Genomic DNA, 22881 nt, shown 5'->3' with positions numbered 1-22881 from the left:
ATGGAAAAGCTGATGACAATCCAACAACTTGTAGTCACGCACAGTAACGACACCTTGCTGGACATTCCTGAACTGAGTCTGTTTAAAGGCTGCCAGATTGCATTGGTTGGCGGTAATGGCTCCGGCAAAACAACGCTATTGGAGAGCATTCTGGGCCTGCGAAAGACCGCAGGAGGAAAAATTAGTTTGCATTGTGATAAGCGTAAACTCGGTGTACAGCTGCAAAATGCCACCTACAATCCGGAAATATTGGTCAGTGATGTTGTCAAGTTGCATTCAACGCTCTATCGCCAGGGGGACTGCGATCTGTATGACAGCTTCATGCTTAAAGACCTTGCCCATAAAAAATACGGTCGTTTGTCACGGGGACAGAAACAACGGGTGGATCTTTACGTTGCATTAGCTCACAAGCCCAGCACGCTCATCCTTGATGAACCGGGAACCGGTCTGGACAAACACTTCTACGAACAGTTTCTGCACGTTATCAGTCACTACCAGGACAATCCGGATATTACTATTGTCATGGCCTCCCATACCCCTTCGGAGGTTGAGAACGCGTCGCATATTCTGTGGATTGAAGACGGCAAAGTACAGGATTTTACCACCACAGAGCTGATGCTCAATAAACACCTGGGTTCTTTCAAGGTACATATTTGTTACCAGCCACATTTTGATATTGATGAACAACTCAGCGCTCTGTCACGCCTTGCCGGCTTTCGTGATGTAAGACATCCCGCCAGCCACGAGGCCGTTATTTATGGTGATGAATCTTTACGTCAGCCAATGCTGGAGCTTGCAGCTGAGTATTCCTTCCCGACATTCAGTTTAAGTAAAACCAGTGCCGAGGATTTCCTGGAACTGGTTTCTGCAAACGGTCTTACAAAACACTAAGGAGTCAGTCATGTCTATTATTTCAGTATTAACCTGGATCGAAATCAAAGCCTACCTGAGAAACTGGGGGGCGATTTTCTGGACATTTGTTTATCCGGTAGCACTGTTGATTCTGCTGTCACTGGTTTTTGGGGGAAGCAATGCCTATACCGCCCGCATTGAAATTGCCAGTGCCCAACCTAATCCCATTGTCGACGAATATATCGAGGCGTTGCACGACAGGGTTGCAATGCTGCCCGGCCTGGATATACAGGCGATTTGGCTTGAAAACCCCAACACTAAGCAGACCGCTCCGATCAGGCTGTCCTTTCCTGCTGAGTTTGGGCGTGCCAATACAGCCTCTTCAGTACGAGTAGCCGTCACCGGTGAAGTCGACGCCAATGTTGGAGGGATGCTGTCTCTGCTCGGCGAGTTAACCGAGACGTTCAACCGGATAAAAACGGGTGCCAGGCAGCAGTTCGCAATGGATTATGTCTACGCCGATAGCAACGCCAACAACAGTAGCAACTACAACGCATTTCTGGTCAGCGGTCTCACTGCACTAACCGTGGTCTCCACTGCCATGTTTGGCTTCACAACGGTATTGGTTGAGATGCGCCAGAACGGTGCATTAAAGATGTTTCAGATATTCCCTATGCAGAAAAGGCACTTTATCGCCAGTTTTGTGTTGTCCCGCACCCTGGTGCTGGCGCTATTTTGCATTGCGTTCTTCTACCTCGCCAATGCCGCGTTACAGACCGGAATCAGTATCACGGGACAGAGTGTGTTTGGTTTTGCTTTATTGTTAGTGCTGGGAACTATTGCCTTTCTCAGCGTGGGGCTGTTACTCGTCAGTCTAATCAAAAAGGGGTCAACCGCGGTCGCCATTATCAACATTGTAAATCTTCCGATTATTTTTCTTTCCGACCTTTTCATACCGGTTGCCGCAATGCCGGCTTTTATCAGGAATATCGCCGAATTGTCACCCGTTTACCTGTTTGTTAATGCGATGCGCTCGGTAACCCAGCCTGAGTTTGTTATCAGCGCAATAGGACCTACCGTAGCCACACTCATTGGAATCAGCCTGGTAAGCCTGATGATTTCCTCAAAATCCTTTCAATGGAGAACCGTCTAATGCGTACTTTCAAAACCCTTGTCTTGATATCGGCACTGCAGATGTGCAGCGCAGTATATGCCGGGAATATCAATGTCAACATAGACAACCTGATCGCCAATGAAGGAAAGATCTATGCCAGCCTCTGCCAGCAAAACAACTTTATGAATGGCCGTTGTCACTTCGAAATTGTGCGCAAGGTGCAGCATTCTCAGCAAAAACTGACGTTCAATGATGTTGGGGATGGCACCTACGCGATTTCGGTTTTCTATGACAAAAATGACAATGGTGAGCTTGATACCAGTTTATTTGGGATCCCCAAGGAGCCCACCGGAGTCAGTAATAACGTCGCCGCGAAGAATGGCCCACCACAGTTTCAGGAGGCCAGTTTTGAGGTCACGGCCGGTGAGTCAGTTCAGATTCAAATCAGTGTCTTTTAAGGAATCAGGGATGAGCAGTAGTAGTCAAGCAATTGTTGTATGTCGTCAGGTAAGCAAGCGTTATCGAAAAGGGGAAATCCCTGTTGACGCGTTAAAACGAGTAGATCTTACCTTGAACCCGGGGCAGTTGATCGCTGCCAGCGGCCCCTCCGGCAGTGGCAAGAGTACCCTGTTAAACCTGATTGGTTTACTCGACCAACCCAGCACGGGCACGATCGAGCTTTTCGGCCAGCGCAGTGAAGTGCTGAAACGAAAGGAGCGCCAGGCACTGCGACGCAAATATCTGGGCTTTATCTTCCAGAACTTCAATCTTTTGCCGGTCTTAAATGCGGTTGAGAATGTCGAGTTGTCTCTGTATGGCCATCCCCTCAGTAAAGACCAAATACGCAACCAGGCATTAGCGATGCTACAGCAGGTGGGGCTGCTTAACCGTGCTTACCACTACCCAAAAGAACTCTCTGGTGGGCAACAACAACGGGTTGGTATAGCCAGGGCACTGGTGCATAAACCAAAGCTGGTCATGGCCGACGAACCGACAGCGAATCTCGATACCGGCAGCGCCACCGAGATCATTAGCCTGATGCGTAATTTGTCCCATGAAATCGGTACAACCTTCCTGGTTTCAACCCACGACCCAAGACTGATCAAAAACATGGACAGAGAGGTCACGCTAACCGATGGAGTATTATTATCATGATTTGGCTTACATTGGCGTGGCGTAATTTTATTCGTAACACACGCAAATCCTATTTCACGCTGCTTATTATCGTTGTCGGAACGGTCGCCTGTGCAATTGGTCTGGCCTATATCAGTGCCACTTTTATGCTGGTAAAAGAAGGCACCATTCGCGGAGGGGTGGGCCATTTACAAATTGCCTCTTCTGACTGGTTTGATGGTCATGAAGAGTCAACCCTGGAGCACGGTCTTGCTCCGGAACTGACCCGCAGGATCGAGAAATTCAGTGATGAACACCCGGATATAAAACTGGCGATGCCGAGAATCCGCTTCCAGGGCCTGATCAGTCATGGCGACACCAGTCTGGTCTTTATTGGTGATGCCGTAAAGGCAAAGCTGGAACGCCAGTTGTCACAGTCTTTTGTCAGTACAGTTGAAGGTCAGGGGCTTGAATACCTTACCCCTGAACAGGTCTATTATGTGGTCATTGGCAGCGAGTTGGCGCGTCTGCTCGGCGTCAGTCCCGGTGATGATATTACCCTGATGGCGGTGACAGTACATGGTGGTATTAATGCCGTTGATGCCACGGTCTCCGGCATTTCCAGTTCGGGCAATCCTGATATTGATAAAATGCAGCTTTACGCACCTTTAGAATTGGCCCAATCACTGCTGTTAACCAACAAGGTGTCTAAATTTGTTTTGTTTCTGCAAGAGCCGCATGCAATACCAGACGTGCAGGCTGCGCTTACCGCTGATTTTCCTCAATTAGCTGTCAGAACCTGGCAGCAGCTATCGCCTTTTTACGAACAAATGGTGGCACTGTATAGTCGCCAGTTCATCGTTTTTGGGATCATCATCGGTATGGTAGTGGCACTCACCACAGGCAACGCCATGCTGATGAATCTGTTTGACCGCAAACAGGAGCTGGCCACCATGTCCAGCATGGGTCTGCCCGAAGCCGGTATTAGAATCAGTTACCTGTTTGAAAGCGCATTGCTTGGAATTAGTGCCGGGGCCATTGGCCTAGTACTGAGTGTCGCTGTCTGTGAACTCATTAACCTCGCATCCATCACTATGCCGCCCCCTCCGGGACGCTCTGAAGGTTATACGCTGATGGTGTTGTTCGATGTCGGACCGAGTCTGCTGTTATGGGCTGGCGTCATTCTTCTTTGTGTGATTGCAGCCGCATTCGCTACTAACAGAATCAATAAATTACAACTTGTGGAGGCCATCAATGGTTAAACGCATTTTCAAATCAGCGTGGCTTATCAGCCTGGTTTTTAGCCAGGCCGTAATCGCCAATACGACCGATCAAACATCGGTGTCTTTGAGCCAAGCGCAGCGTATTCTTGAGTATATTGATCAAGGGCGGGCAGCCAAATCCCCTTTTCAGGTCAGACTCAAAATCATCAAGCAAACCGATCAGACATCGTTCTCCTATCGTCTCGTCGATGACGGTAAAAGTCGTTCAGTACTGTACTTCTTAGATAAACACCAACGCGGCCAAAAAGTGTTAGCCACTGAAGATGAAACCTGGTTTTTTTCCAATCGCACACGCAGGGCGATAAAGATTCCAGCGGTGCAGACACTCTTTGGTGATGCCAGCATTGGTGACATCGCCAGAATACGTTTCTCTGCCGATTACGCCCCCACGTCACTGGAACAGGACGATGAGCTTACTACTCTGTCACTGAGCAGCAAGCATCCTGCAGCCACTTATCAAGCCGTTGTGCTGACCCTCAACCGGGCCAACAATTTGCCTCAGCAAGCCAAGTTCTTTGCCGCTTCAGGCAAGCACCTTAAAACCGCAGATTTCACCGAGGTAAGTGTTGAACAAGGCATTCCGGTGATTCACGAATGGAAATTGTACTCACCCGACAATAAGCATTCTGCCACCATTGTACAATCTTCCGACTTTGAAGAGATTTCCGTGCCTGCTGTTGCTTTTACCAAGCCATACCTAGAGCTGACGGCGAAGTGATGCAAACATTAGTCATCAAACGATACACCCTGTTATCGGCCCTGTTATTTGTGGAAATTACATCAGCGAGTGCCCAGGTAGCAGAGATAATACAGGTGAGTTCTGTGGTGAATGAGCGGGAAACGCTGTTAAATCCAGGGAAATTCTCAACGATTCCCTCTCCCACTCATGAAACCGCGTTAATCCTGTCCGATCAGCTTTCAGTGGGGGACCTCACATCCTTTAGTTATCGCATGAGGCTGGAGTATGACAGTGGCGAACCAGAACAACGTTTTGATGCAACGTTACAGGAAGCTTCATTCAGTACGTTTATTCAGCAGCGTTGGGTAGTGAACGCCGGAAAAACCCAGTTAGGCTGGGATATGGCAACCTCATTTCAACCTCTGGGATTTTTTCAGGACAGTGAAAACCTGTTTGATTTAACCGATGTTCAGAGTCGTTCCAGCGGCTTGCCCCTGATCGCCGCAACCTATTTACGCCCCTCCTGGAGTGCAACAGTGGTGTACAGTGATGACAAATGGTCCGCCTATGATGGCTTTAACAGCGGAGTAGAGCAATGGGGCGGCCGTTTTCAGTATCAGTCCGCCTCCAGTGATTGGTCGTTGGTGCTGCAAAAGCCTGCCGGGCAAAATATGGGAGCCGGATTTAGCGCCACCTTTTCACCTACAGACTATATGGTGACCTATGTGTCCGCCTTTTATCGACAAGGAACACGCAGACCCCAGAATCTGATGTTGGACTCCAGGCAACCACAGCTGGCAGCGTTTTATCCTTTTTCTCATCATCGTAAGCAATCAGATACACCATACTGGCGGGGCGTGCTGGGTTCTACCTTTGCCTTCAGACATCTGGACTTAACCCTTGAGCTTACTCACGATGAACGGGGACTGGATACGTTGATGTGGAGAAGATTGTCTGATTTGATCGCTTTTCATAACCAGTTGCTGATTTCAGAAACGACGCCTGAAGTACGAGAGCTGATTGCCAGGAATCTGTTTTTCGACAGTCAGACATTATCAACCCATGGCGCTCGGGAAACATACGTGTTTGCCTATCTTAAAACAGAAACCGACTATGCAGATGCGTCACTCTATACCCGTACGGCCCTTGAGGACAAAAGTGCTCTGGTTGGCATTACTCTGCAAAAAACGCTCTCAACGGCGCTGACGATTTCGCTCAGTGCGCAAACGTTTCTCGGCGGGCAACACGATGAATTTGGCATCACGCCTGTTGACTCTTCATTTCAGTTTACCCTCAGATACCTGTTCAATTAAGGAAGTATGATGATGCCTGAAGCCCTTACCAACCTGCAACGAACCTTACCGCCCTGGTATTACAGTAATGAAAATGTGTTTCTTAAGGAACGCAGCGAGGTGCTGGCAAATCAGTGGTTTTTTGTCGCTCACCGCAGTGAATTTTCACAAACAGGTGATTTCAAACGTATCAACCTGTTGAACACCGATATTATCCTACGACTTCAAGATTGTGGTGAGATAAAAGCATTTTCAAACCGATGCCTGCATCGGGGGGCCACGCTCACGCATGCTCTTAGCGGCAACCTGCCGGTTATCACCTGTCCATATCACGCCTGGAAATACGATGCTCAGGGCCTGCTGATTTCAACCCGGGGGCAAATGCCTCAGCTTGAAAACAAACTCTGCCTGCCCTCATTCACAACAATAGACGTGTCGGGCTTGATACTGTTAAAACTCAAGGGCTACGAACAAGGCGTTACATCTGACGTTCCTGAAGTCGACGCACTCAGCCCTTACTGGAGTTTCTATGGTCTGCCTGATGCAAGAATTATCAACACCAAAAGCATAACGTGTAAAGCCAACTGGAAAATTGTTACCGAGAACTTTCTGGAATGTTATCACTGCTCGCCTTGTCACCCGCAGCTATCTGAAGTTGAGAAGCACGTGGCGTTACTTGAGGATCAGCAGTTAGGCCAATTCATGCAATTGCAACGAAACTACTTCAACCGCGCATCGGAACTGGGTCACCCGATTCCTCCACCACAATTCATCAATAGCGAGGCGCTTAGTTACCATGTGGTGAATGCAGTGCCACTTTCTGGCAGCACAGAAACCGGTACGCGAGATGGCAAACTGGCTGCCCCCCTAATGGGCGAGCAAAAGGCGTCCGATCAGGGTTTTTTATACGGATCTCTCGGCCCCTTTGTGCACTTTTCACTATATTCAGATCATGCCGTGCTGTTTAACTTTACTCCCATCAACAGCCAGTCTACACAAATAGATGTTACCTGGATGGCACGGGAAATACCTGATGCGGATGCCGTTGCTGACTTATGCTGGCTTTGGGAGGCAACAATAGAGCAAGATTGTAAACTGTGTGAGCTTGTTCAGGAACAGACTGACAGTTTTGCTGCCAGACCTGGTTACTATACCCACATGGAAACGGACTCGGCCTCATTCTGCAAGTGGTATCAAGCACATTTCCAACATTCTATAAATGAAACTGGCGTTTAAGGATTTTTGCACCATCCCGGCTGCTAGAGATTTCGGTCAGATTGCTATCGGCCATGATCACCAGCAGCTTTCCACCAAACCAACGCTGCACTTCCTTGATATGGTTGACATTAATCAGGAAACTTCTGTGAAATCGCAAAAAATCCTGTGGGTTAAGTTCAGCCTGCAGTTTTTCCAGGCTGGTGGAAAATGGATACGCTTTGTTCTCGGTATGACCGTAAACGGTACCCTGAGTCGATTTAAAATAGTAAATCTCTTCAAGCCTGACAAAAAAAATCCGATCTCCCTGTTTTGAAATCAATTTATCCTGACTGTACTCTGCAACCAGTTCATTCTGCTGGTCTTTTTCCTGAGCACCACTTTTCGCATATTCAACTTTATCAATGGCCTTTATCAGTCTATCGGTATTAAAAGGCTTCAGTAAGTAGTCGACCGCTGACTTTTCAAACGCCTGAATTGCATGTTTCTCACTTGCTGTAGTAAAAACAACATAGGTCTGCTGGGGGAGAAAAGGGATAATATCAAAACCATTCAGCTCAGCCATATTTATGTCTAAAAAAACCACATCGGGTTGTAACTTTTTTATTTCTTTTATGGCACTAGAGGGTGATTGGGATGCCCCCACAACGCTGACCCTGTCCAGCGGCGACAATTGCATTTCCAGTTTGGTGATTGCTGGCTTTTCATCATCGACAATGTAGGCCTTCAACACAGAATTATTATCTCGCATACTAGGATTTCCGTGAAAATTAGATCGCAAAAGATATAACTACGCTGGCACCATAGCCCATTTCATCAGAATAATTTGAAAACTCAATATTGGCATTCTTGAGCAATGTCACCTGTGACTCAATATTCTCAAGGCCTGTTCCCATAAATCTTTTCTCACCCTGGAGTTGCGCACCGAATCCGACACCGTCATCAGCCACTTCAATGATTGCCCTTCCGGCTTTACTATAAACCACGACGTGAATTAATAATGAATTAGATATGCTGTTATGCTTTATTGAGTTCTCTACCAGAGACTGAATTATCAGCGGTGGGATAAGTATATTGTAACACTCATCATCAATTGAAAAATCAATCTTCAATTTATCTTCGAATCTTGCTTGCTCTATTTCAAAATACTTCTTAACAACATCAATCTCAATCGAGAGTGGAACAAACTTGTGTGATGAAACATCCAGCGAATAACGCAATAAATCAGCTAACTGATGAAGGACACTATCAGCCTTTTTTGGATCGGTATAAATCAAAGAAGAAATTGTATTCAATGAATTGAATAACATATGAGGGTTAAGCTGATATCTTTTCGCCTCCGCTTCGGCTTTTATGGTTTTTACCTTACTGGAAATAAGCAACTTACCAGTATAATACACTCGTTCCATTGCGTAGAATATAACCGACCAGGAAAAGGTTAAAGAGATGATCTTTAAGAGTGAAGAAGGGTGAGACAATCCATAAAAGCCATCTACCTTTTCCTTTACTACTGCGCCCAGGAGGAAAACCGACCATATTAAAAAGAATTCAACAACGGTATAACTGATACCTTTTTTTCGTAAATAAAAGATAACATAACCAGCCACCCATAATGGCATAAGAAAAAACAACAAAAACCAACTCAATGAGGCGAGAACAAAATGAGACCAGCTCGAACTACTTTCCCAAAACAATAGTGAAGTAGTAATAACGATGGTAAACGCCAGTAGAAAAGTAAAAGGGTAGTAACCCGAATACTGCTTATTATACTTTAAGTCCATTTAACCCCCCGGCCACAGTATTAATTACTTGGTGGTTTCTACTCTAACGCCATTTCAGCCCATCGACAACGCACTCCTTCAGCCTTGTTGACCAAGCCGCTCGATCATCAGTTCCAGTCGTTTTATCTCACGTAACAGCGACTGCCGATGCATTTCATGAAAGCCCCACATTTTCAGAGCAATCTGCACCATAGTGCTGAGCAATAACAACACCCCAAAATGGAGTTTATGAGCCAGCCCGGCGTCCGTGCTGACAAAGAAAAACTGATACCCGGACCACAGCATCAGTGCCGAGAGTAACAATGCCACGGCACCAACAAGGTACATCCAGCCTTTCATCTTGCTGCTATAAGCCTGACCCAACATCTCAAACAGACCGGGCTGCTGGGCCATTTTCTGTTCCAGTTGTTTGCTTTCCTGCTGCAACTGCTGACGCAATTTTTTATCAAAGTCCATAACTAGTCTCCACTGTAAGCTTGTTTAAGGGTTTGTCGGGCACAAAATAATCTTGATTTGATAGTGCCGGATGCCAGTTGCAAGATGTCACTGACCTCTTCAATACTTAATTCGTGCAGGTAGAACAGTTCTATAACTTCACGCTCGCCACCAGGTAGCTGGTTTACCATTCTGAGTAAGTCCATCTCCGGATCCCCGGGAGTTGTGATCAGTTGGTCATCATCTAAAGACTGATGCTGAACACGTCGCCCCTGATCGACCAATTGCCAGCGAACGGCACGGTAGAGCCAACTGCGAAACGCATGGGGCTGCTGTAACTTTTTTAGTCCATGCATGACTTTCAGCCAGGCATTGTGTACCGCATCCGCTGCCAGCGCATTGTCGTGGCAGGACTTATAGGCATAGCTGAACAACAATGGCTGAAAATGTCGGTACAGGGCATCTAAACTGGCGTTGTCACCTTGCTGTGCCTCCACCACCCACAGGGCGATCTGCGCCTTCTCCATATTTACTGCCTTTGGGATTTTTACTTAATCTACTACAAGGACGGACGAGGTCGACAAAGGGTTCGCAAAAAATCCGCAGAATCGCCATAACATTCACAGGGACTGTCGATAGTGAAAACCACGAAAAGATCATTTCACCAGAGAGGCAGGAAGAACACAGAGATATAAAAGGGTTACAAGATCCGTAGCCCGGAGGAGCCAAAGTGCTCTTATCTCATTCTCTCGCAGAGACGCAGGGGCGCAGAGTGATAAGGTGTTTTATTCTCTGCGCCTTGGCGGGATCATATACAGGCTTTGGTGCTAACCCCATAGAGATCCTGACTTTCGTCAGGATGACGAGGGAGGCGGCTGGATTACGGGATATCAGAGGGTTCTGCCCCCGGATTCTGCTTCGCTACATCACGGGCTACTCAGGGCGACACCCGGCAAGCAAATTTGTATCAATCGGATCAAATAATAAAAAGCCCGCTGTTATCAGCATAACAGCGGGCTTTTTAAAGTCTTACCGTCTTCGGGATTTTACTTGGCGTTAGTACTTTCGAAGATTTTGTCAGCAGAGGCTGCTACGAATCCACTATAGAGCTTACCGTCGGGCAACGGGAAGCGCTCGGCAAATTCATAGAAACAGCTTGGTATGGTCAGCGCTTTATCGCTGAACTTTACTGTCATCCTGTCGGCCATAGTAGACGACTGGGCCAGATGTACTTCAGGGCCGCCTTTGATTTCGCCACCCGAGGTATTGAGTTCAAAACCCGCCTGTTTGAGTTTTTCGTTCACTTCAGCCAGCATATTGTAATGCTTGAGATGGTTCAGGCTCACGGTAAAGTGATTAGCACGGAATCCCCAGGCAGAGACCCATGCGGCATATTCAGACTCCTGCAACAGGGTTTCATAATCATTACTGCTTACGTTCCAGTGAGTACCGGAATACAGAAAATCTTCTTTGTTCACCGCGTCCGCAGGAATAGCTTCTACCATTTTATGAATAATCTGCTGAACCTGCTCTGAAAATTCTTCTACCAGTAACTCACTGATAAAGACTTTCGGTTTGGTGTCATCAGCATGCTCATAATGCCTGGCCTTGAGCTTCTTCTGCTCAAAATCATACTGGCCTTTTTCTTCATAACCCAGGGCCAGAAAATGTGCCGCGAGCTTATCCAGATTAATCTTTTCCAGATTGAAGGTACGGAAAGCCACATGATCATTGATCAATTCATCACCGTCGCCGAGCAGCTGATGTACTTTTTCAGCAGAGGGTGTCATGGCAACATAATCGTGCCAAAGGTTAGAAAACAGGCTTTCTATACTGGTATGCATAATATTAAAACATCCTATACTTAACGAGTGAAACTGTAACTTATCTGCTTAAACGAGAGAAACTCAACAAGCAGATGTCAGATAAACCGTATTATACAGGAGCATTGAACAAAAAACAGCCAGATCTGAAAAATATACACTTCCTCTTAAATATGCGCATTTTATTAACAATTAGCATAAAAAAAGACAGCTTTCGCTGCCTTTTTGTTACATAACTGTTAATAAACAGCGCTATCTAGTTAATCAGAACTTAAGTCCGGGATTAAGGGTAGCGGGTAACTGACTCTTTTCCAGCTCCACAGAGGCCACCGGGTATGCACAATAGTCTGCAGCATAGTATGCGCTGGCTCTGTGGTTGCCGCTTTCACCGATACCGCCGAAAGGTGCGGCACTGCTGGCACCTGTGATGGGGCGATTCCAGTTAACAATGCCCGCACGAATACGTCCTAGAAAATGCCTATACAATTGTTCATCATCAGACAACAAGCCCGCAGATAAACCAAATACGGTATTGTTGGCCTCATCAATAGCCTGTTCAAAATCGCTGTATCGAATCACTTTCAAAAGAGGGCCAAAATGTTCTTCGTCGGGCATTTTATCCAGCATTGCGGTGACATCGATAATCCCCGGAGTGACCAGGCCAGACTCAGTATCCTTATGGGTCATTTCCACCAGAGATTCGCCACCAAGGCTCTGTAATTGTTGCTGTGCCGCCACCATCATCTTAGCCGCAGCAGAGGATATCATTGCCCCCATAAAGGGCTGAGGGTCGGCATCATAGTCACCTACCGCGATATTCCGGGTCACATCAATCAGACGCTGCAGAATCTCATCGCCTTGCTTGCTCTTTTCAATAAACAGACGACGGGCACAGGTGCACCGCTGACCCGAAGTAACAAAAGCAGACTGAACAATGTCATGTACTGCGGCATCGATGTCAGACACATCTTTAACCAGCAGCGGGTTATTGCCTCCCATCTCCAGCGCCAGGATCTTGCCCGGATGGCCACCAAACTGTTCATGTAATAATTTACCGGTTCGTGAACTGCCGGTGAAGAACAGTCCGTCGATATCAGGATTTGAGGCCAGCGCCTTTCCGGTTTCCAGTTCACCCTGAACCAGATTTAGCACACCGGCAGGCAAGCCGGCCTTTTCCCACAACTCGATGGTTTTCTGTGCCACCAGCGGTGTTTGCTCACTGGGTTTGAAGACTACGGTATTACCGGCTAACAATGCCGGCACAATGTGCCCGTTAGGCAAATGGCCGGGGAAATTATAGGGCCCGAATACGGCAACCACACCATGAGGGCGGTGACGAATAAAAGCCTTACCCAGTGGCATCGGGTTTTCTACCGTTCCGGTGCGCTCATGATAGGCTTTCTCAGAAATCGCAACTTTACCGATCATAGCACCCACTTCTGTGGCGGTTTCCCACAGCGGCTTACCGGTTTCACGGGCGATGATCAGTGCCAGTTCGTCTTTATGCTCACCCAACAACTCGGCAAAGCGTTTGGCAACAGCCAGGCGCTCTTCTAAGCTGCTTTCAGCCCAGCCGACAAATGCCACTCGCGCAGCAGCGATAGCCGCATTCACCTGATCTGGTGTGGCAGACTTTGCCTGCCAGATTTGTTCTTTTTTGGCCGGATCCACCGAAGCCATGTCGTGACCTTCGCCAGCCAGCCATTGACCTTGTATAAATTGTGCTTTTGTCATCGGATTATCCTTTTATCTTTAGCGGAGCAAAACGCACCATATCGCCGTCAACCAGATTTAATGCACTGGCTGCCTGTGACGAAATGATGGCCTCCTGTTTTGATTCATCCACCAGCAATGGTGTGGCCACACCACGAAAATCTTCCACCCTGGTATTGATAACCATATTCGTTAATGCGTCCTGAGCATCACCAATTCTAATCGGCAATCTGCGACTGATACGGGCTGTACGGATATGCTGAAGATCCGCTTCAACGGTGGGGCCCGCGTCAAAAATATCCACGTATCCGCGACAACAGAACCCTTCAGACTGCAACAGTTGCAATGCCGGCCGGGTTTTCTCATGCACTTTGCCAATCACAGCCTGGGCTTCTTTACTCAGCAAGCTCACATAAATCGGATACTTAGGCATCAGTTCAGCAATAAACACCTTCTGGCCAATACCAGTGAGATAATCCGCCGTCGGAAAGTCCATGGAAAAGAAATGTTCTTCCAGCCACCGCCAGAATGGTGAGTTGCCTTTATCATCAGAAACACCGCGCATTTCTGCAATTACTGTTTTGGCAAAACGATGCTGATGTTCCTGCAAAAACAGAAAACGAAACTTGGACAATAACCTGCCATTACTCCCCTTACGGGCTTTTTCCCGCAGGAACAGAGTGCAAATCTCGGTCACGCCGGTGTAGTCATTACAAAACGTCAGGATTTCCACCAGGTTTGACACGTTCAACTCACGGGATACGTGTGCCACTTTGCTGAGGTGGTAATGATAAAATGCATCATCCAGTCCTACCGCCGCCTGAATACCACTTGTGCCTACGGCGGTACCTGATTCGCCATCTTCCATCACAAACAGATAACTCTGTTCACCGGGCTCACTCACCTCGGCAGAAAAAGACGCTTCTGAACTGGCAATCTTATTGCGCAGCAGTTCCTCGTTGACTGGCAAGGATGTAAACCCTATGCCCGATTCAACGGCAATGTCATGCAACGAATCATAGTCGCTGCTCCGGATTGGGCGGATAACCATCATGGTCGCTTACTCCTGCTTTTATCGAGGGAAGACAACCCCTGGTGAACCCCAGGAGTTGCTTGTGGTCAGGATCGAATCAGCCGTTGACGACTTTGGCCACTGCACGCTCAAATCTGGCCAGACCTTCTTTGATATCTTCGTCAGGGATAACCAGCGACGGCGCAAAACGTACAACATTAGCACCGGCTACCAGACACATCAGATGTTCACCTACAGACGCCACCAGAAAATCCCGGGCACGCCCCTGATACTTTTCATTTAATGCCGCGCCGAGCAACAAGCCCTTGCCACGGATCTCAGCAAACACCTGATATTTTTCGTTGATGGCATTGAGACCATCACGGAAAAGTTGTTCTTTATGCTTAACACCACTGAGTACTTCAGTGGTATTGATTACATCCAGCACCCGCTCAGCAACCGCACAGGCAAGTGGGTTACCGCCATAAGTGCTGCCATGGGTTCCGGGTTTAAGACTCTGCGCAATATCCTTGGTGGTCAGCATAGCGCCGATGGGAAAGCCGCCTCCCAGAGCTTTTGCCGTAGTCAGAATGTCCGGAACGACATCCAGCCCCATATAAGCATAGAGATCGCCGGTACGGCCTACGCCGGATTGCACTTCATCAAATATCAACAACGCATTATGCTTGTCACACAATTCGCGCACACCTTTAACGAATTCAGTGGTGGGGCTGATAATACCGCCTTCACCCTGCAGCGGCTCCATCATCACCGCACAGGTTTTATCAGACATCAGCGCTTCAAGGCTGGCCAGGTCGTTATAGACGGCATGCTCTACAGCACCGGGCTTGGGACCAAAACCATCGGAATAGGCTGGCTGACCACCTACAGTGACAGTAAAGAATGTGCGGCCGTGGAAGCCCTGTTTAAAAGAGATAATCTGGTTTTTATCTTCACCGTGATGATCCAGCGCCCAACGACGGGCCAGTTTGAGGGCAGCCTCATTCGCTTCGGCACCGGAATTGGCGAAATAAACGCGGTCAGCAAAAGTCAGTTCTGTAAGCTTTTTAGCCAGACGAATTGCGGGTTCATTGGTAAACACGTTACTCAGATGCCAGAGTTTCTCACCTTGTTCTTTAAGGGCTGAAACCAGCTCAGGATGGCAATGGCCCAGCGCATTTACTGCAATACCACCGGCAAAATCCACATATTCGATATTTTCCTGGTCCCAGATTCTGGAACCCTTGCCTCTGACAGGGATCATGGCCGCCGGATTGTAGTTGGGGACCATCACGTCATTAAACAGTTCACGAGTCACTTTCATTCTATCTACCTCTTGCTTTGCGCGTAGCATTGCGAAAAATGCCGCTATTATTCCAGATTTCCCGGCCGTTGTCTTGCCAGCTGTAACCTTCAAACCCCCTGAAACTAAGGGTTTAACCTATAATTGCAGGTTTAGTGAATAACTATCCGGAGCCTATGTGGAACATGCGTTGCGGGGGCCCGAGTCAGACCCGATTCCGCCACAAAAACGAAGCTGCATGATTATTAAAAAAAAATTTATGCAAGAAGCACTTTGCCGGCTTTATTCTTCAAAAGACAGGTTAAGACGCTTTAAATCTGTAACTTTAAGTGTCGCTAACGCCCCGGGAGGCATCTGAAATCCTTTAAGATAGGATTTTGCCTCTTCCATATTGATCAGCCTGTAGGTTTTCAACATACGATACTTACTGTACGCACTCCCCTGGGCAGCCACTTTAGCCAAATCTGACATCTCAGCCACAGGTTTGTTATCTGCCACTTCGTGCATGGCCGGAGATATAAATACCCTGCGCAAATCCATGCGCTCTATAAGGCGGCTGCTGATTGCTAAACCATGCTTGCCTAATATCTCTTTGAGAAACTCGCCACTTGGTTGTAACTCTGCCAAAGCACTGTGTTCATCTCTCATGGTTGCTGCATGTGCCTCGGCAATTGCGTCCCGTTGCACTTCATCAAACAATCGGAAATACAGCCTGACGAGCACGATCTTACCAATATCATGCAGCATACCCAGGGTAAACGCCTGCCCGCCATCCAGTTCAACTATCTCGGCAATTTTCTTACAGGACAGCGCAGTGCCAATGCTGTGCTCCCACAGGCGGGTTTTGATATTAGGAAAAGGATCGGTGATTTGAGGTGTCCAGCGTCTGAACGCCAGTGCAGGAATCACCATTTTCAGATTTTCAATCCCCATAAAACTCAGCGCCACACGCAGACTATCCACAGGAATAACTTTGCCTTGCTTATCCGTGCGCCGGTACCGGGGCATATTTATCATTTTAACCAGGTCAGCATTCAGCCACGGGATCGTCGCTACCAGAGGTTCAATCCGACCGATGGAAGACGCCCTTACTGCCATCACATCTAATACATCAGGAAGATTCTCATTAACGCCCAGGATCTTGCTGTAAAGCAGTTCAGTGTCTTCTAATTTTTCTTCCAGGCGAATCAAAATCTCCCGGTTGAGCTTTTCGAGCAAGGAATCGAGGAACTTCTGGTGATGTTTCTGATTCAGAGTCTTGTCGCGTTTCGCCTGTTTTTCTACACGCAGCAGTTGCCGGCCTGAGGTTTCAATTTCGGGCAGAATACTATCCGCATTATCATTATCTGAGGCCGTCACTTTCCTGGCCATATCCACACCAATCTGCAGGCTGGTAAATCGGTGCTCAATGTCTTGTATGATTCGTTGTTGTTCTGGCATCAATATTCTTTTTGCTATTGTCTATGCTGTTTATCGGTCATTCCGATAAACAATATAGGAACAACCGGCGTCAGGATCGTGCAACTGGAACATCCATATACAGCTCCATTCTTCCTTCTTGTGAGCGTCTGCTCTGATTTGGTTTACATAATACAGAGAATTAACTGATATGCAGACAATTGACATATATTTTTTATACCTACCCGGTAATACCCCGCTCTTTTAATCCAGAAAAAGTGACACGCTCACTTACATTTTTAACGTTGGCGCAGGCTTCTTAAAGTGCTATCTATATACTGTCTGATTTTTGGAGTATTACATGCCTATACCTTTGGTCTGGCTAGGGCTGGGTATCGGTGCTGTGGTGGCATCCGGGCAGTGGCAAAAGGCCGCGAACCGCAGCCAGGTACAGCATTATCCAGGAGAGATTGATGTTCCTGTGCGACCTCAAAACGGTGCGGTGGTCTGTTGTGGAATCTATGGTGCCTTTGATCATAGCGGCATCTGGATGGAAGACGGGATCATAGAACGGGCCGGCAACGGTCTGGTGCGTGCCATATCACCGGCAAGGTTTATTGCCCGCCGCTCGGGCAGAACAATCTTTGTCGCCTGTAATGAGCAAGGCCATGTGGTGACTGACGCCACAACCGGCAGACGTGCCGCTGAGCAAATCTATCACTACGCTGACTACCATCTGCTGAACAATAACTGCCATCAGTTTGTTGCATCATGCCTGCAAGACTCGCCTTCAAGGGTCACATTTTTCAGTCAACTGAATCGCATACTCGCCGGGCATTATGGCAGCAGAATAAGCTGGCACCCGGCTATAATCAGCTAATAGTTTCTGAGAAAGTTACCGAGGATCCGATGCCCGGCATCGGTGAGCACAGATTCGGGATGAAACTGCACCCCGCACAATGGCAGAGCGTTGTGCTCGATTGCCATAATGGCTTCTCTGTGACCCTGTTCCTGAGTCCAGGCGCTGATAACAAACTCTTCAGGAATAGTGGCTTCTTCCAGCACCAGAGAATGATAACGGGTGGCGGTAAAAGGGTTGCTGACATCGTTAAACAACGCTGAATTGCCGTGGTACACCTGCGAGGTTTTGCCGTGCATTACCTTCCTGGCTCGCACCACCTCAGCCCCAAACACCTGGCCGATGGCCTGATAGCCGAGGCACACACCAAGGATGGGGATCTGGCCGGCGAAAAGTTCAATGGCACTGAGGGTAATACCTGCCTGATCCGGAGTGCAGGGGCCGGGCGAAAAAACCAGGTACTGAGGCTCCATACCCGCAATATCCTCCAGACTCAACTGATCATTGCGTACCACTTTCACCTGTTGCCCGAGTTCGGCAAAATAGCGCGCCAGGTTATGGGTAAAAGAATCGTAGTTGTCGATCAGCAGTAACATGAGGTGATGGTTCCGAAGACCTTTAAAAGGCAAGTGTTATACAGGTGAGAAACAAAGCAGGCGCTATTCTATGCAAACACCTGCCTGCGGCCAAGTCATTTTGGCGAAGGTTTTCATCATCATGTCATATTAGCCCCCTAGGCTTGGCGCAGGTTTGAACTGCAGTCTGCTGCTATGCAATCAAGATTTCTATCCAGACTCTATAAAAGTTACTGGCAGGAGCTGTGTGACAGGCTTCGTGCCAGGTATGGACTGGGCCCACCAGAGCCTGAAGATATTGCTCAGCAGGCATTTTTGAAATATTCACAAAACCTGACGAAAGAACCAATCAAAAATCCCCGGGCCTATCTGTATACCCTTGCCCGCAATCTGTATGTAGACCACTATCGCAGTCAGTCGCGCCAGGAGCGACTGATTGATGAGATCCTGGTCGAGGAAGGGTGTGATCCTGTTGTCACAGTCTGTACAGAAACTCTGGCTTTGCAGTCTGAGATGATTGACGTGCTCGACCACGCAGCCAGACAACTACCACTCAAGCATCAGCAACTGCTTCGGGCAAGCCGGTTTGACGGATTAAGCTATCAGCAGATTTCCCGTTTAAGCGGTTATTCCGTGACAGATATCAGCCGCTGTCTGGAACGGGTTCATCTGACCTTACAAAACGCACTTGAACATTGGCAACAGGGCAATAGCCAATCCCCTGAGGAACCTGAAAAAGCGCATGCAACCAGTAAGTAAAATAACAATGCAACAAGCAAGACAATGGTGCATCACATTGCATTCAGAACAATGCAGTAAAGAGCAGCTCGATGACTTCAGGCGCTGGCTTAAAAGCGATCCGGAGCATACCCGCAGCTTTCGCCAGGCAGAAACCTTGTGGCGCAAGGCCGCTTATTGTCAGACACTGACAGAAACCCCTTCATTGCAGCCTGCAGATAACCTGACCACAACGCATAGCAGACGACATCACCACCTCTGGGGCAAATGGCTCAGTGCTGTGGGTGGACTGGTCGCCTTAAGCGCATGTTTTCTGTTGCTGCTGTTACCGATTAACTATTCACAACCAGCAGATCCTGTTCATTTTCGCACCAGTGTCGGCGAAGTTAAGGACTTCACCCTAGGTGACGGCTCTGTTGTTACGCTCGGTGCCGACAGTGAATTGGTTACCTGGATCGATGCGCGGCAACGCCATGCCAGACTGATTAAAGGCGACGGTCTGTTCCGTATTCAACCCAGGCCAGAGCTTCCCTTTGAACTCAGGGTTCAGCAGGCAAACATAGAAGTACTGGGCACGGTGTTTGATATACAGCAACAGGGCCGCTCCGTGCAGGTTGCCGTGGAAGAGGGCAAGGTTCGCGTCAATTATCAACATCACAGCAGCAATTTAACGGCAAGCCAGCGACTCAATGTAGATGCTGAGCTGGGTATCGGCGCGGCCAAACCTCTTGAGCTGGCGCAGTTTGCAAACTGGCGTCAGCGGCGGTTTGTTTTTCATGATGTCGCCATTGAAGACATTCTGACCACCCTCAATCGCTATCTGCAACAGCCCGTTCGTCTGTCCACGCCGGGCCTCGGCTCCGAGAGACTCAGTCTCGCCTTTCGCTTAGAACAACTGGAGCAAGTACTCGACAGCCTGCAAAGCGGACATGATATTCACTGGCGGCGAACTCCCTCAGGAGAGTACGAGTTGTTCAGATGAAGTTTTTGTGAAACCTGCTCAGGGGCTGGAAAAAGCCCAGCCGACAATCGTCAACATAGTGCATCCCGGTGATGCCACTCAACTGATTTAAATTAATTTAAGGATCACTATGTTACCTGATTTCCGTCCCCGTATATTATTCGCCAGTCTCGCCCTGGCATTAAGTAACCCGGTGCTGGCCGAATCTCCCCGGCTGCAACTGGATATTGCTGCTCAGCCTCTCAACGAAGCCGTTGCCAGACTCTCCAGAGAATATGATGTGGTAATCATATCGCCCGCCGGCAGCAATATGGACATCAGGCTACAGCCCGTGTCCGGTAACATGACGCTGGCTGAGGCGCTGAATCAGGCATTGTCCCATACCCAACTGAGAGCGGTGAAAGACGACAACGGCAGTATCATCATTACTACCAGTGAAAAACAGCCATCAGCCAGATCCACAGTCAAACCGACCAGGCCTGACGGCAGGCAGCCACGAGTGGAAGAAGTGGTGGTCACCGCACAGAAAACCGTTAAAAACCTGCAACAGGTGGCAGCAGCAGTATCTTCCGTATCAGGTAATGAGCTGAACAGTCTGAATATTGGCAACCCTTTCGATATGAGCAACAAAGTACCAGGCCTGGTGGTATCCAGTGTGCAGGGTTACAGACCCACCATCAGCATCCGCGGGGTCGGTAATGAAATTCCGGATAACGCCGGTACCAAACAGGCTGTGGCCTTTCATGTGGACGGCGTGTTTATGGCCAACGATTATGCCCTTTGGGCCGATCTGTTCGATATTGACCGTATTGAGATAACCCGCGGCCCCGACGGCACGCTTTATGGTAATAGTTCTACCGGTGGTGCGCTGAACGTGATCACACAGAAACCCGACTTCACCCGCTCAGGAGGTTATGCAGAGCTGGCACTGGGGACTTATCAGCAACAGGAGTTTCGCGGTGCCTTTAATATGGCTGTCAGCCCCAGCGTTGCCATCAGGCTGGCGGCGTCTCACCGTGAAAATAAAGGCTACAGTAAGAATCTGGCCATCGACGGATATCGTCTGGATGACCGCGACAATCAAACCTATAAGGCGCAGCTAAGCTGGCAGCCCAATGATCAGGTTTCATTGCTGCTTCAGCAGCAGAATTTTACCAGCGATACACACGGCCCGGCCCTCAAAGGCGGTTTTGACATGATCTCTGATGATCCCCGGGAAGTCTCTCATGATACCGCCGAGTTTTATAAACTGGACACCAGCCTGACCAGCCTGCACCTTGACTGGCAACTGGACGTCGCTAACCTCAACGCTGTTGTCAGCCGCCAGCGCTATGATATGCGCCGTCGCCTGGATTTTGACCGTTCATCACTGACGGCCAATGATCCGGCGCCACTCCCCCTGACAGGGGAGCTGGATTTACTCGGCGAAGCTCCCATTCCACAGTTTGTCGGCAACCTGTCACAACTGGATCATTCCTATACGGCAGAGATAAACCTGACTTCTGCTGCCGATGAGAGTGGCATACAGTGGGTAATCGGTGCCTTCTATCTGGATACCGAGGTGTTCAGCAACACCCGAAACTTCTATGATGCCGACCGTGATGGCAACCCTGTCAACGAAGTGGTTCAGGGCCCTAATATATTTGCCAACAATGCGGATATCGATTTTATCAACTCTGACTACCGCAACTTTAACTCTTATGCACTGTTCGGGCAGGTCACATACCCGCTAAGCGATAAACTCAATCTGACCGGTGGTCTGCGTTATACCAAAAACAAATTCGAAGATGAGCGTTGCAGCCTGAATTGTGTGCCTGACCGCTCCCCCATCAGCAGCAGGCCAGAAGATGAAACGGATAATATTACCGGTAAACTGGCTGCCGACTATCAGTGGTCTGATACCGCGATGAGCTATTTCTCTGTCGCCACCGGCATCAAACCTGCCGGTTCAAACAGCAGCTCTGACACCCGCTTCTTTCCGGAGGTATTTGATCAGGAAAGAGTATTGTCCTACGAACTGGGCAACAAGCTGGATCTCTGGCAACAGAGGCTGCGAATCAATACGGCAGTGTTTTTCTATGACTACAAAGACTATCTGTTCGAGTCCAGTGGCATAGGCCGCTTTGCCTCAGGGGCCTCTAACCTGCCTGAAGCAGAAATTTACGGCCTGGAGCTTGAGGCTAACGCATTTCTAACCCCCAGCCTGACGTTAGACCTGAATCTCAGTGCAATGGATTCAGAGATCACCGAAGGGCGCGACGCCATCGACCGCGCAGAAGCAGAAAACCTCAGTGTTGGCCTGATTATATCGGGTGCTGACACCGAGGTAATCAATGCGGTGCGTGAGTCCACCGCAATCGACCTGACAGGTAACAAACTTGCTAAGATCCCTGATCTGACTGCCAATTTACGCCTGACCCACGAGCTTGCGTTGGGAAATGGTAACTTACTCAGCAGCCTGGGCTTCTCCTATCGCTCTGAATACTACTCCAGGGTGTTTAATTCTCCGGTAAGAGACAAGGTTCCCTCTTCCAGCCGCTATGATATGAATATCCGCTATCAGCCTGACTTCGCACAGTGGCATGTTGAACTGAACGTTCAGAACCTGTTCGATAAGGACGATATCGCTTCACGCTATACCGATACCTTTGGTCTGGGCTTTACCAGTGATCAATATATGGCTCCGCGTACCGTCACCGTGCGTGGCCGCTATCATTTCTGAGCAGGAGAATAAC

At 48.6% G+C, this 22881-nt stretch carries 22 protein-coding genes; 12 read left to right on the top strand and 10 right to left on the bottom strand.

What is annotated here, in order from left to right:
* From CDA54_RS14500 to CDA54_RS14465, 8 genes are read left to right on the top strand one after another with little or no spacing between them, the layout of a single operon-like run.
* Positions 1 to 891 (top strand): ATP-binding cassette domain-containing protein, encoded by an 891-nt coding sequence (locus CDA54_RS14500; RefSeq protein ID WP_099035745.1) that lies wholly within the window; start codon positions 1 to 3, stop codon positions 889 to 891.
* Positions 892 to 901: 10 nt separating this feature from the next.
* Complete coding sequence (locus CDA54_RS14495; protein WP_099035744.1) at positions 902 to 2005, top strand: ABC transporter permease; 1104 nt, start codon at positions 902 to 904, stop codon at positions 2003 to 2005.
* Complete coding sequence (locus tag CDA54_RS14490) at positions 2005 to 2424, top strand: DUF2141 domain-containing protein (RefSeq protein ID WP_180237232.1); 420 nt, start codon at positions 2005 to 2007, stop codon at positions 2422 to 2424. The genes CDA54_RS14495 and CDA54_RS14490 overlap by 1 nt, the downstream gene beginning before the upstream one ends.
* A 10-nt stretch (positions 2425 to 2434) precedes the next feature.
* The gene (locus tag CDA54_RS14485; protein ID WP_099035742.1) at positions 2435 to 3121 is read left to right on the top strand and encodes an ABC transporter ATP-binding protein; all 687 of its coding nucleotides are present in this window, start codon (positions 2435 to 2437) and stop codon (positions 3119 to 3121) included.
* Entirely contained in the window at positions 3118 to 4341 is a 1224-nt protein-coding gene (locus CDA54_RS14480; protein WP_099035741.1) for an ABC transporter permease, read from the top strand. Before CDA54_RS14485 ends, CDA54_RS14480 begins: the two co-directional genes overlap by 4 nt.
* Positions 4334 to 5080: an outer membrane lipoprotein-sorting protein gene (locus CDA54_RS14475; RefSeq protein ID WP_099035740.1), complete on the top strand. Its 747-nt coding sequence runs from the start codon at positions 4334 to 4336 to the stop codon at positions 5078 to 5080. The genes CDA54_RS14480 and CDA54_RS14475 overlap by 8 nt, the downstream gene beginning before the upstream one ends.
* Positions 5080 to 6354 carry a hypothetical protein gene (locus CDA54_RS14470; protein ID WP_099035739.1) on the top strand — a complete coding sequence of 425 codons (1275 nt, stop codon included), beginning with the start codon at positions 5080 to 5082 and terminating at the stop codon, positions 6352 to 6354. Before CDA54_RS14475 ends, CDA54_RS14470 begins: the two co-directional genes overlap by 1 nt.
* Before the next feature lie 9 nt (positions 6355 to 6363).
* Complete coding sequence (locus CDA54_RS14465; RefSeq protein WP_180237231.1) at positions 6364 to 7569, top strand: aromatic ring-hydroxylating oxygenase subunit alpha; 1206 nt, start codon at positions 6364 to 6366, stop codon at positions 7567 to 7569.
* Here the strand turns inward: CDA54_RS14465 and CDA54_RS14460 are convergent.
* The 9 genes from CDA54_RS14460 to CDA54_RS14420 form a co-directional block, all read right to left on the bottom strand.
* The gene (locus CDA54_RS14460; protein ID WP_099035737.1) at positions 7547 to 8299 is read right to left on the bottom strand and encodes a LytR/AlgR family response regulator transcription factor; all 753 of its coding nucleotides are present in this window, start codon (positions 8297 to 8299) and stop codon (positions 7547 to 7549) included. The two genes, CDA54_RS14465 and CDA54_RS14460, sit on opposite strands and share 23 nt — an antisense overlap.
* Before the next feature lie 19 nt (positions 8300 to 8318).
* Positions 8319 to 9329 (bottom strand): sensor histidine kinase, encoded by a 1011-nt coding sequence (locus tag CDA54_RS14455; protein WP_099035736.1) that lies wholly within the window; start codon positions 9327 to 9329, stop codon positions 8319 to 8321.
* A 78-nt stretch (positions 9330 to 9407) separates the two neighbouring features.
* Complete coding sequence (locus CDA54_RS14450) at positions 9408 to 9785, bottom strand: DUF6768 family protein (RefSeq protein WP_099035735.1); 378 nt, start codon at positions 9783 to 9785, stop codon at positions 9408 to 9410.
* A 2-nt stretch (positions 9786 to 9787) separates the two neighbouring features.
* The gene (locus CDA54_RS14445; protein WP_099035734.1) at positions 9788 to 10291 is read right to left on the bottom strand and encodes an RNA polymerase sigma factor; all 504 of its coding nucleotides are present in this window, start codon (positions 10289 to 10291) and stop codon (positions 9788 to 9790) included.
* 519 nt (positions 10292 to 10810) lie between these two features.
* On the bottom strand, positions 10811 to 11608 hold the full coding sequence (locus CDA54_RS14440; RefSeq protein ID WP_099035733.1) for a DUF1338 domain-containing protein: 798 nt from the start codon (positions 11606 to 11608) through the stop codon (positions 10811 to 10813).
* Positions 11609 to 11851: 243 nt separating this feature from the next.
* Positions 11852 to 13321 carry a succinylglutamate-semialdehyde dehydrogenase gene (gene astD / locus CDA54_RS14435; RefSeq protein ID WP_099035732.1) on the bottom strand — a complete coding sequence of 490 codons (1470 nt, stop codon included), beginning with the start codon at positions 13319 to 13321 and terminating at the stop codon, positions 11852 to 11854.
* Between the two features lie 4 nt (positions 13322 to 13325).
* On the bottom strand, positions 13326 to 14354 hold the full coding sequence (gene astA / locus CDA54_RS14430) for an arginine N-succinyltransferase (protein WP_099035731.1): 1029 nt from the start codon (positions 14352 to 14354) through the stop codon (positions 13326 to 13328).
* A 76-nt stretch (positions 14355 to 14430) separates the two neighbouring features.
* Positions 14431 to 15636 (bottom strand): aspartate aminotransferase family protein, encoded by a 1206-nt coding sequence (locus CDA54_RS14425; RefSeq protein WP_099035730.1) that lies wholly within the window; start codon positions 15634 to 15636, stop codon positions 14431 to 14433.
* 261 nt (positions 15637 to 15897) lie between these two features.
* Complete coding sequence (locus tag CDA54_RS14420; protein WP_099035729.1) at positions 15898 to 17055, bottom strand: HDOD domain-containing protein; 1158 nt, start codon at positions 17053 to 17055, stop codon at positions 15898 to 15900.
* Between the two features lie 319 nt (positions 17056 to 17374).
* Between CDA54_RS14420 and CDA54_RS14415 the strand changes: the two genes are divergently transcribed.
* Positions 17375 to 17893: a hypothetical protein gene (locus CDA54_RS14415; protein WP_099035728.1), complete on the top strand. Its 519-nt coding sequence runs from the start codon at positions 17375 to 17377 to the stop codon at positions 17891 to 17893.
* On the opposite strand, the gene CDA54_RS14410 is transcribed toward CDA54_RS14415, so the two are convergent.
* Positions 17890 to 18468 carry an anthranilate synthase component II gene (locus tag CDA54_RS14410; protein ID WP_099035727.1) on the bottom strand — a complete coding sequence of 193 codons (579 nt, stop codon included), beginning with the start codon at positions 18466 to 18468 and terminating at the stop codon, positions 17890 to 17892. The two genes, CDA54_RS14415 and CDA54_RS14410, sit on opposite strands and share 4 nt — an antisense overlap.
* A 174-nt stretch (positions 18469 to 18642) precedes the next feature.
* Here CDA54_RS14410 and CDA54_RS14405 point away from each other — a divergent pair, with 174 nt between their 5' ends.
* From CDA54_RS14405 to CDA54_RS14395, 3 genes are all read left to right on the top strand, one after another.
* Complete coding sequence (locus CDA54_RS14405) at positions 18643 to 19206, top strand: RNA polymerase sigma factor (protein ID WP_099035726.1); 564 nt, start codon at positions 18643 to 18645, stop codon at positions 19204 to 19206.
* 7 nt (positions 19207 to 19213) lie between these two features.
* Positions 19214 to 20167: a FecR family protein gene (locus tag CDA54_RS14400; RefSeq protein ID WP_180237230.1), complete on the top strand. Its 954-nt coding sequence runs from the start codon at positions 19214 to 19216 to the stop codon at positions 20165 to 20167.
* Positions 20168 to 20276: 109 nt separating this feature from the next.
* Complete coding sequence (locus CDA54_RS14395) at positions 20277 to 22868, top strand: TonB-dependent receptor (protein ID WP_099035724.1); 2592 nt, start codon at positions 20277 to 20279, stop codon at positions 22866 to 22868.
* Positions 22869 to 22881 lie beyond the last annotated feature (13 nt).

It is taken from the genome of Lacimicrobium alkaliphilum (genome assembly GCF_002591895.1).
GTDB lineage: Bacteria > Pseudomonadota > Gammaproteobacteria > Enterobacterales > Alteromonadaceae > Lacimicrobium > Lacimicrobium alkaliphilum.
The sequence above is the reverse complement of the archived record's forward strand: the minus strand, read 5'-3'. Positions and strand labels throughout refer to the sequence as shown.

Coding starts and splice junctions, on each gene's coding strand:
- CDA54_RS14500 (WP_099035745.1), top strand. CDS start 1: ATGGAAAAGCTGATGACAATCCAACAACTTGTAGTCACGCACAGTAAC.
- CDA54_RS14495 (WP_099035744.1), top strand. CDS start 902: ATGTCTATTATTTCAGTATTAACCTGGATCGAAATCAAAGCCTACCTG.
- CDA54_RS14490 (WP_180237232.1), top strand. CDS start 2,005: ATGCGTACTTTCAAAACCCTTGTCTTGATATCGGCACTGCAGATGTGC.
- CDA54_RS14485 (WP_099035742.1), top strand. CDS start 2,435: ATGAGCAGTAGTAGTCAAGCAATTGTTGTATGTCGTCAGGTAAGCAAG.
- CDA54_RS14480 (WP_099035741.1), top strand. CDS start 3,118: ATGATTTGGCTTACATTGGCGTGGCGTAATTTTATTCGTAACACACGC.
- CDA54_RS14475 (WP_099035740.1), top strand. CDS start 4,334: ATGGTTAAACGCATTTTCAAATCAGCGTGGCTTATCAGCCTGGTTTTT.
- CDA54_RS14470 (WP_099035739.1), top strand. CDS start 5,080: ATGCAAACATTAGTCATCAAACGATACACCCTGTTATCGGCCCTGTTA.
- CDA54_RS14465 (WP_180237231.1), top strand. CDS start 6,364: ATGATGCCTGAAGCCCTTACCAACCTGCAACGAACCTTACCGCCCTGG.
- CDA54_RS14460 (WP_099035737.1), bottom strand. CDS start 8,299: ATGCGAGATAATAATTCTGTGTTGAAGGCCTACATTGTCGATGATGAA.
- CDA54_RS14455 (WP_099035736.1), bottom strand. CDS start 9,329: ATGGACTTAAAGTATAATAAGCAGTATTCGGGTTACTACCCTTTTACT.
- CDA54_RS14450 (WP_099035735.1), bottom strand. CDS start 9,785: ATGGACTTTGATAAAAAATTGCGTCAGCAGTTGCAGCAGGAAAGCAAA.
- CDA54_RS14445 (WP_099035734.1), bottom strand. CDS start 10,291: ATGGAGAAGGCGCAGATCGCCCTGTGGGTGGTGGAGGCACAGCAAGGT.
- CDA54_RS14440 (WP_099035733.1), bottom strand. CDS start 11,608: ATGCATACCAGTATAGAAAGCCTGTTTTCTAACCTTTGGCACGATTAT.
- astD (WP_099035732.1), bottom strand. CDS start 13,321: ATGACAAAAGCACAATTTATACAAGGTCAATGGCTGGCTGGCGAAGGT.
- astA (WP_099035731.1), bottom strand. CDS start 14,354: ATGATGGTTATCCGCCCAATCCGGAGCAGCGACTATGATTCGTTGCAT.
- CDA54_RS14425 (WP_099035730.1), bottom strand. CDS start 15,636: ATGAAAGTGACTCGTGAACTGTTTAATGACGTGATGGTCCCCAACTAC.
- CDA54_RS14420 (WP_099035729.1), bottom strand. CDS start 17,055: ATGCCAGAACAACAACGAATCATACAAGACATTGAGCACCGATTTACC.
- CDA54_RS14415 (WP_099035728.1), top strand. CDS start 17,375: ATGCCTATACCTTTGGTCTGGCTAGGGCTGGGTATCGGTGCTGTGGTG.
- CDA54_RS14410 (WP_099035727.1), bottom strand. CDS start 18,468: ATGTTACTGCTGATCGACAACTACGATTCTTTTACCCATAACCTGGCG.
- CDA54_RS14405 (WP_099035726.1), top strand. CDS start 18,643: ATGCAATCAAGATTTCTATCCAGACTCTATAAAAGTTACTGGCAGGAG.
- CDA54_RS14400 (WP_180237230.1), top strand. CDS start 19,214: ATGCAACAAGCAAGACAATGGTGCATCACATTGCATTCAGAACAATGC.
- CDA54_RS14395 (WP_099035724.1), top strand. CDS start 20,277: ATGTTACCTGATTTCCGTCCCCGTATATTATTCGCCAGTCTCGCCCTG.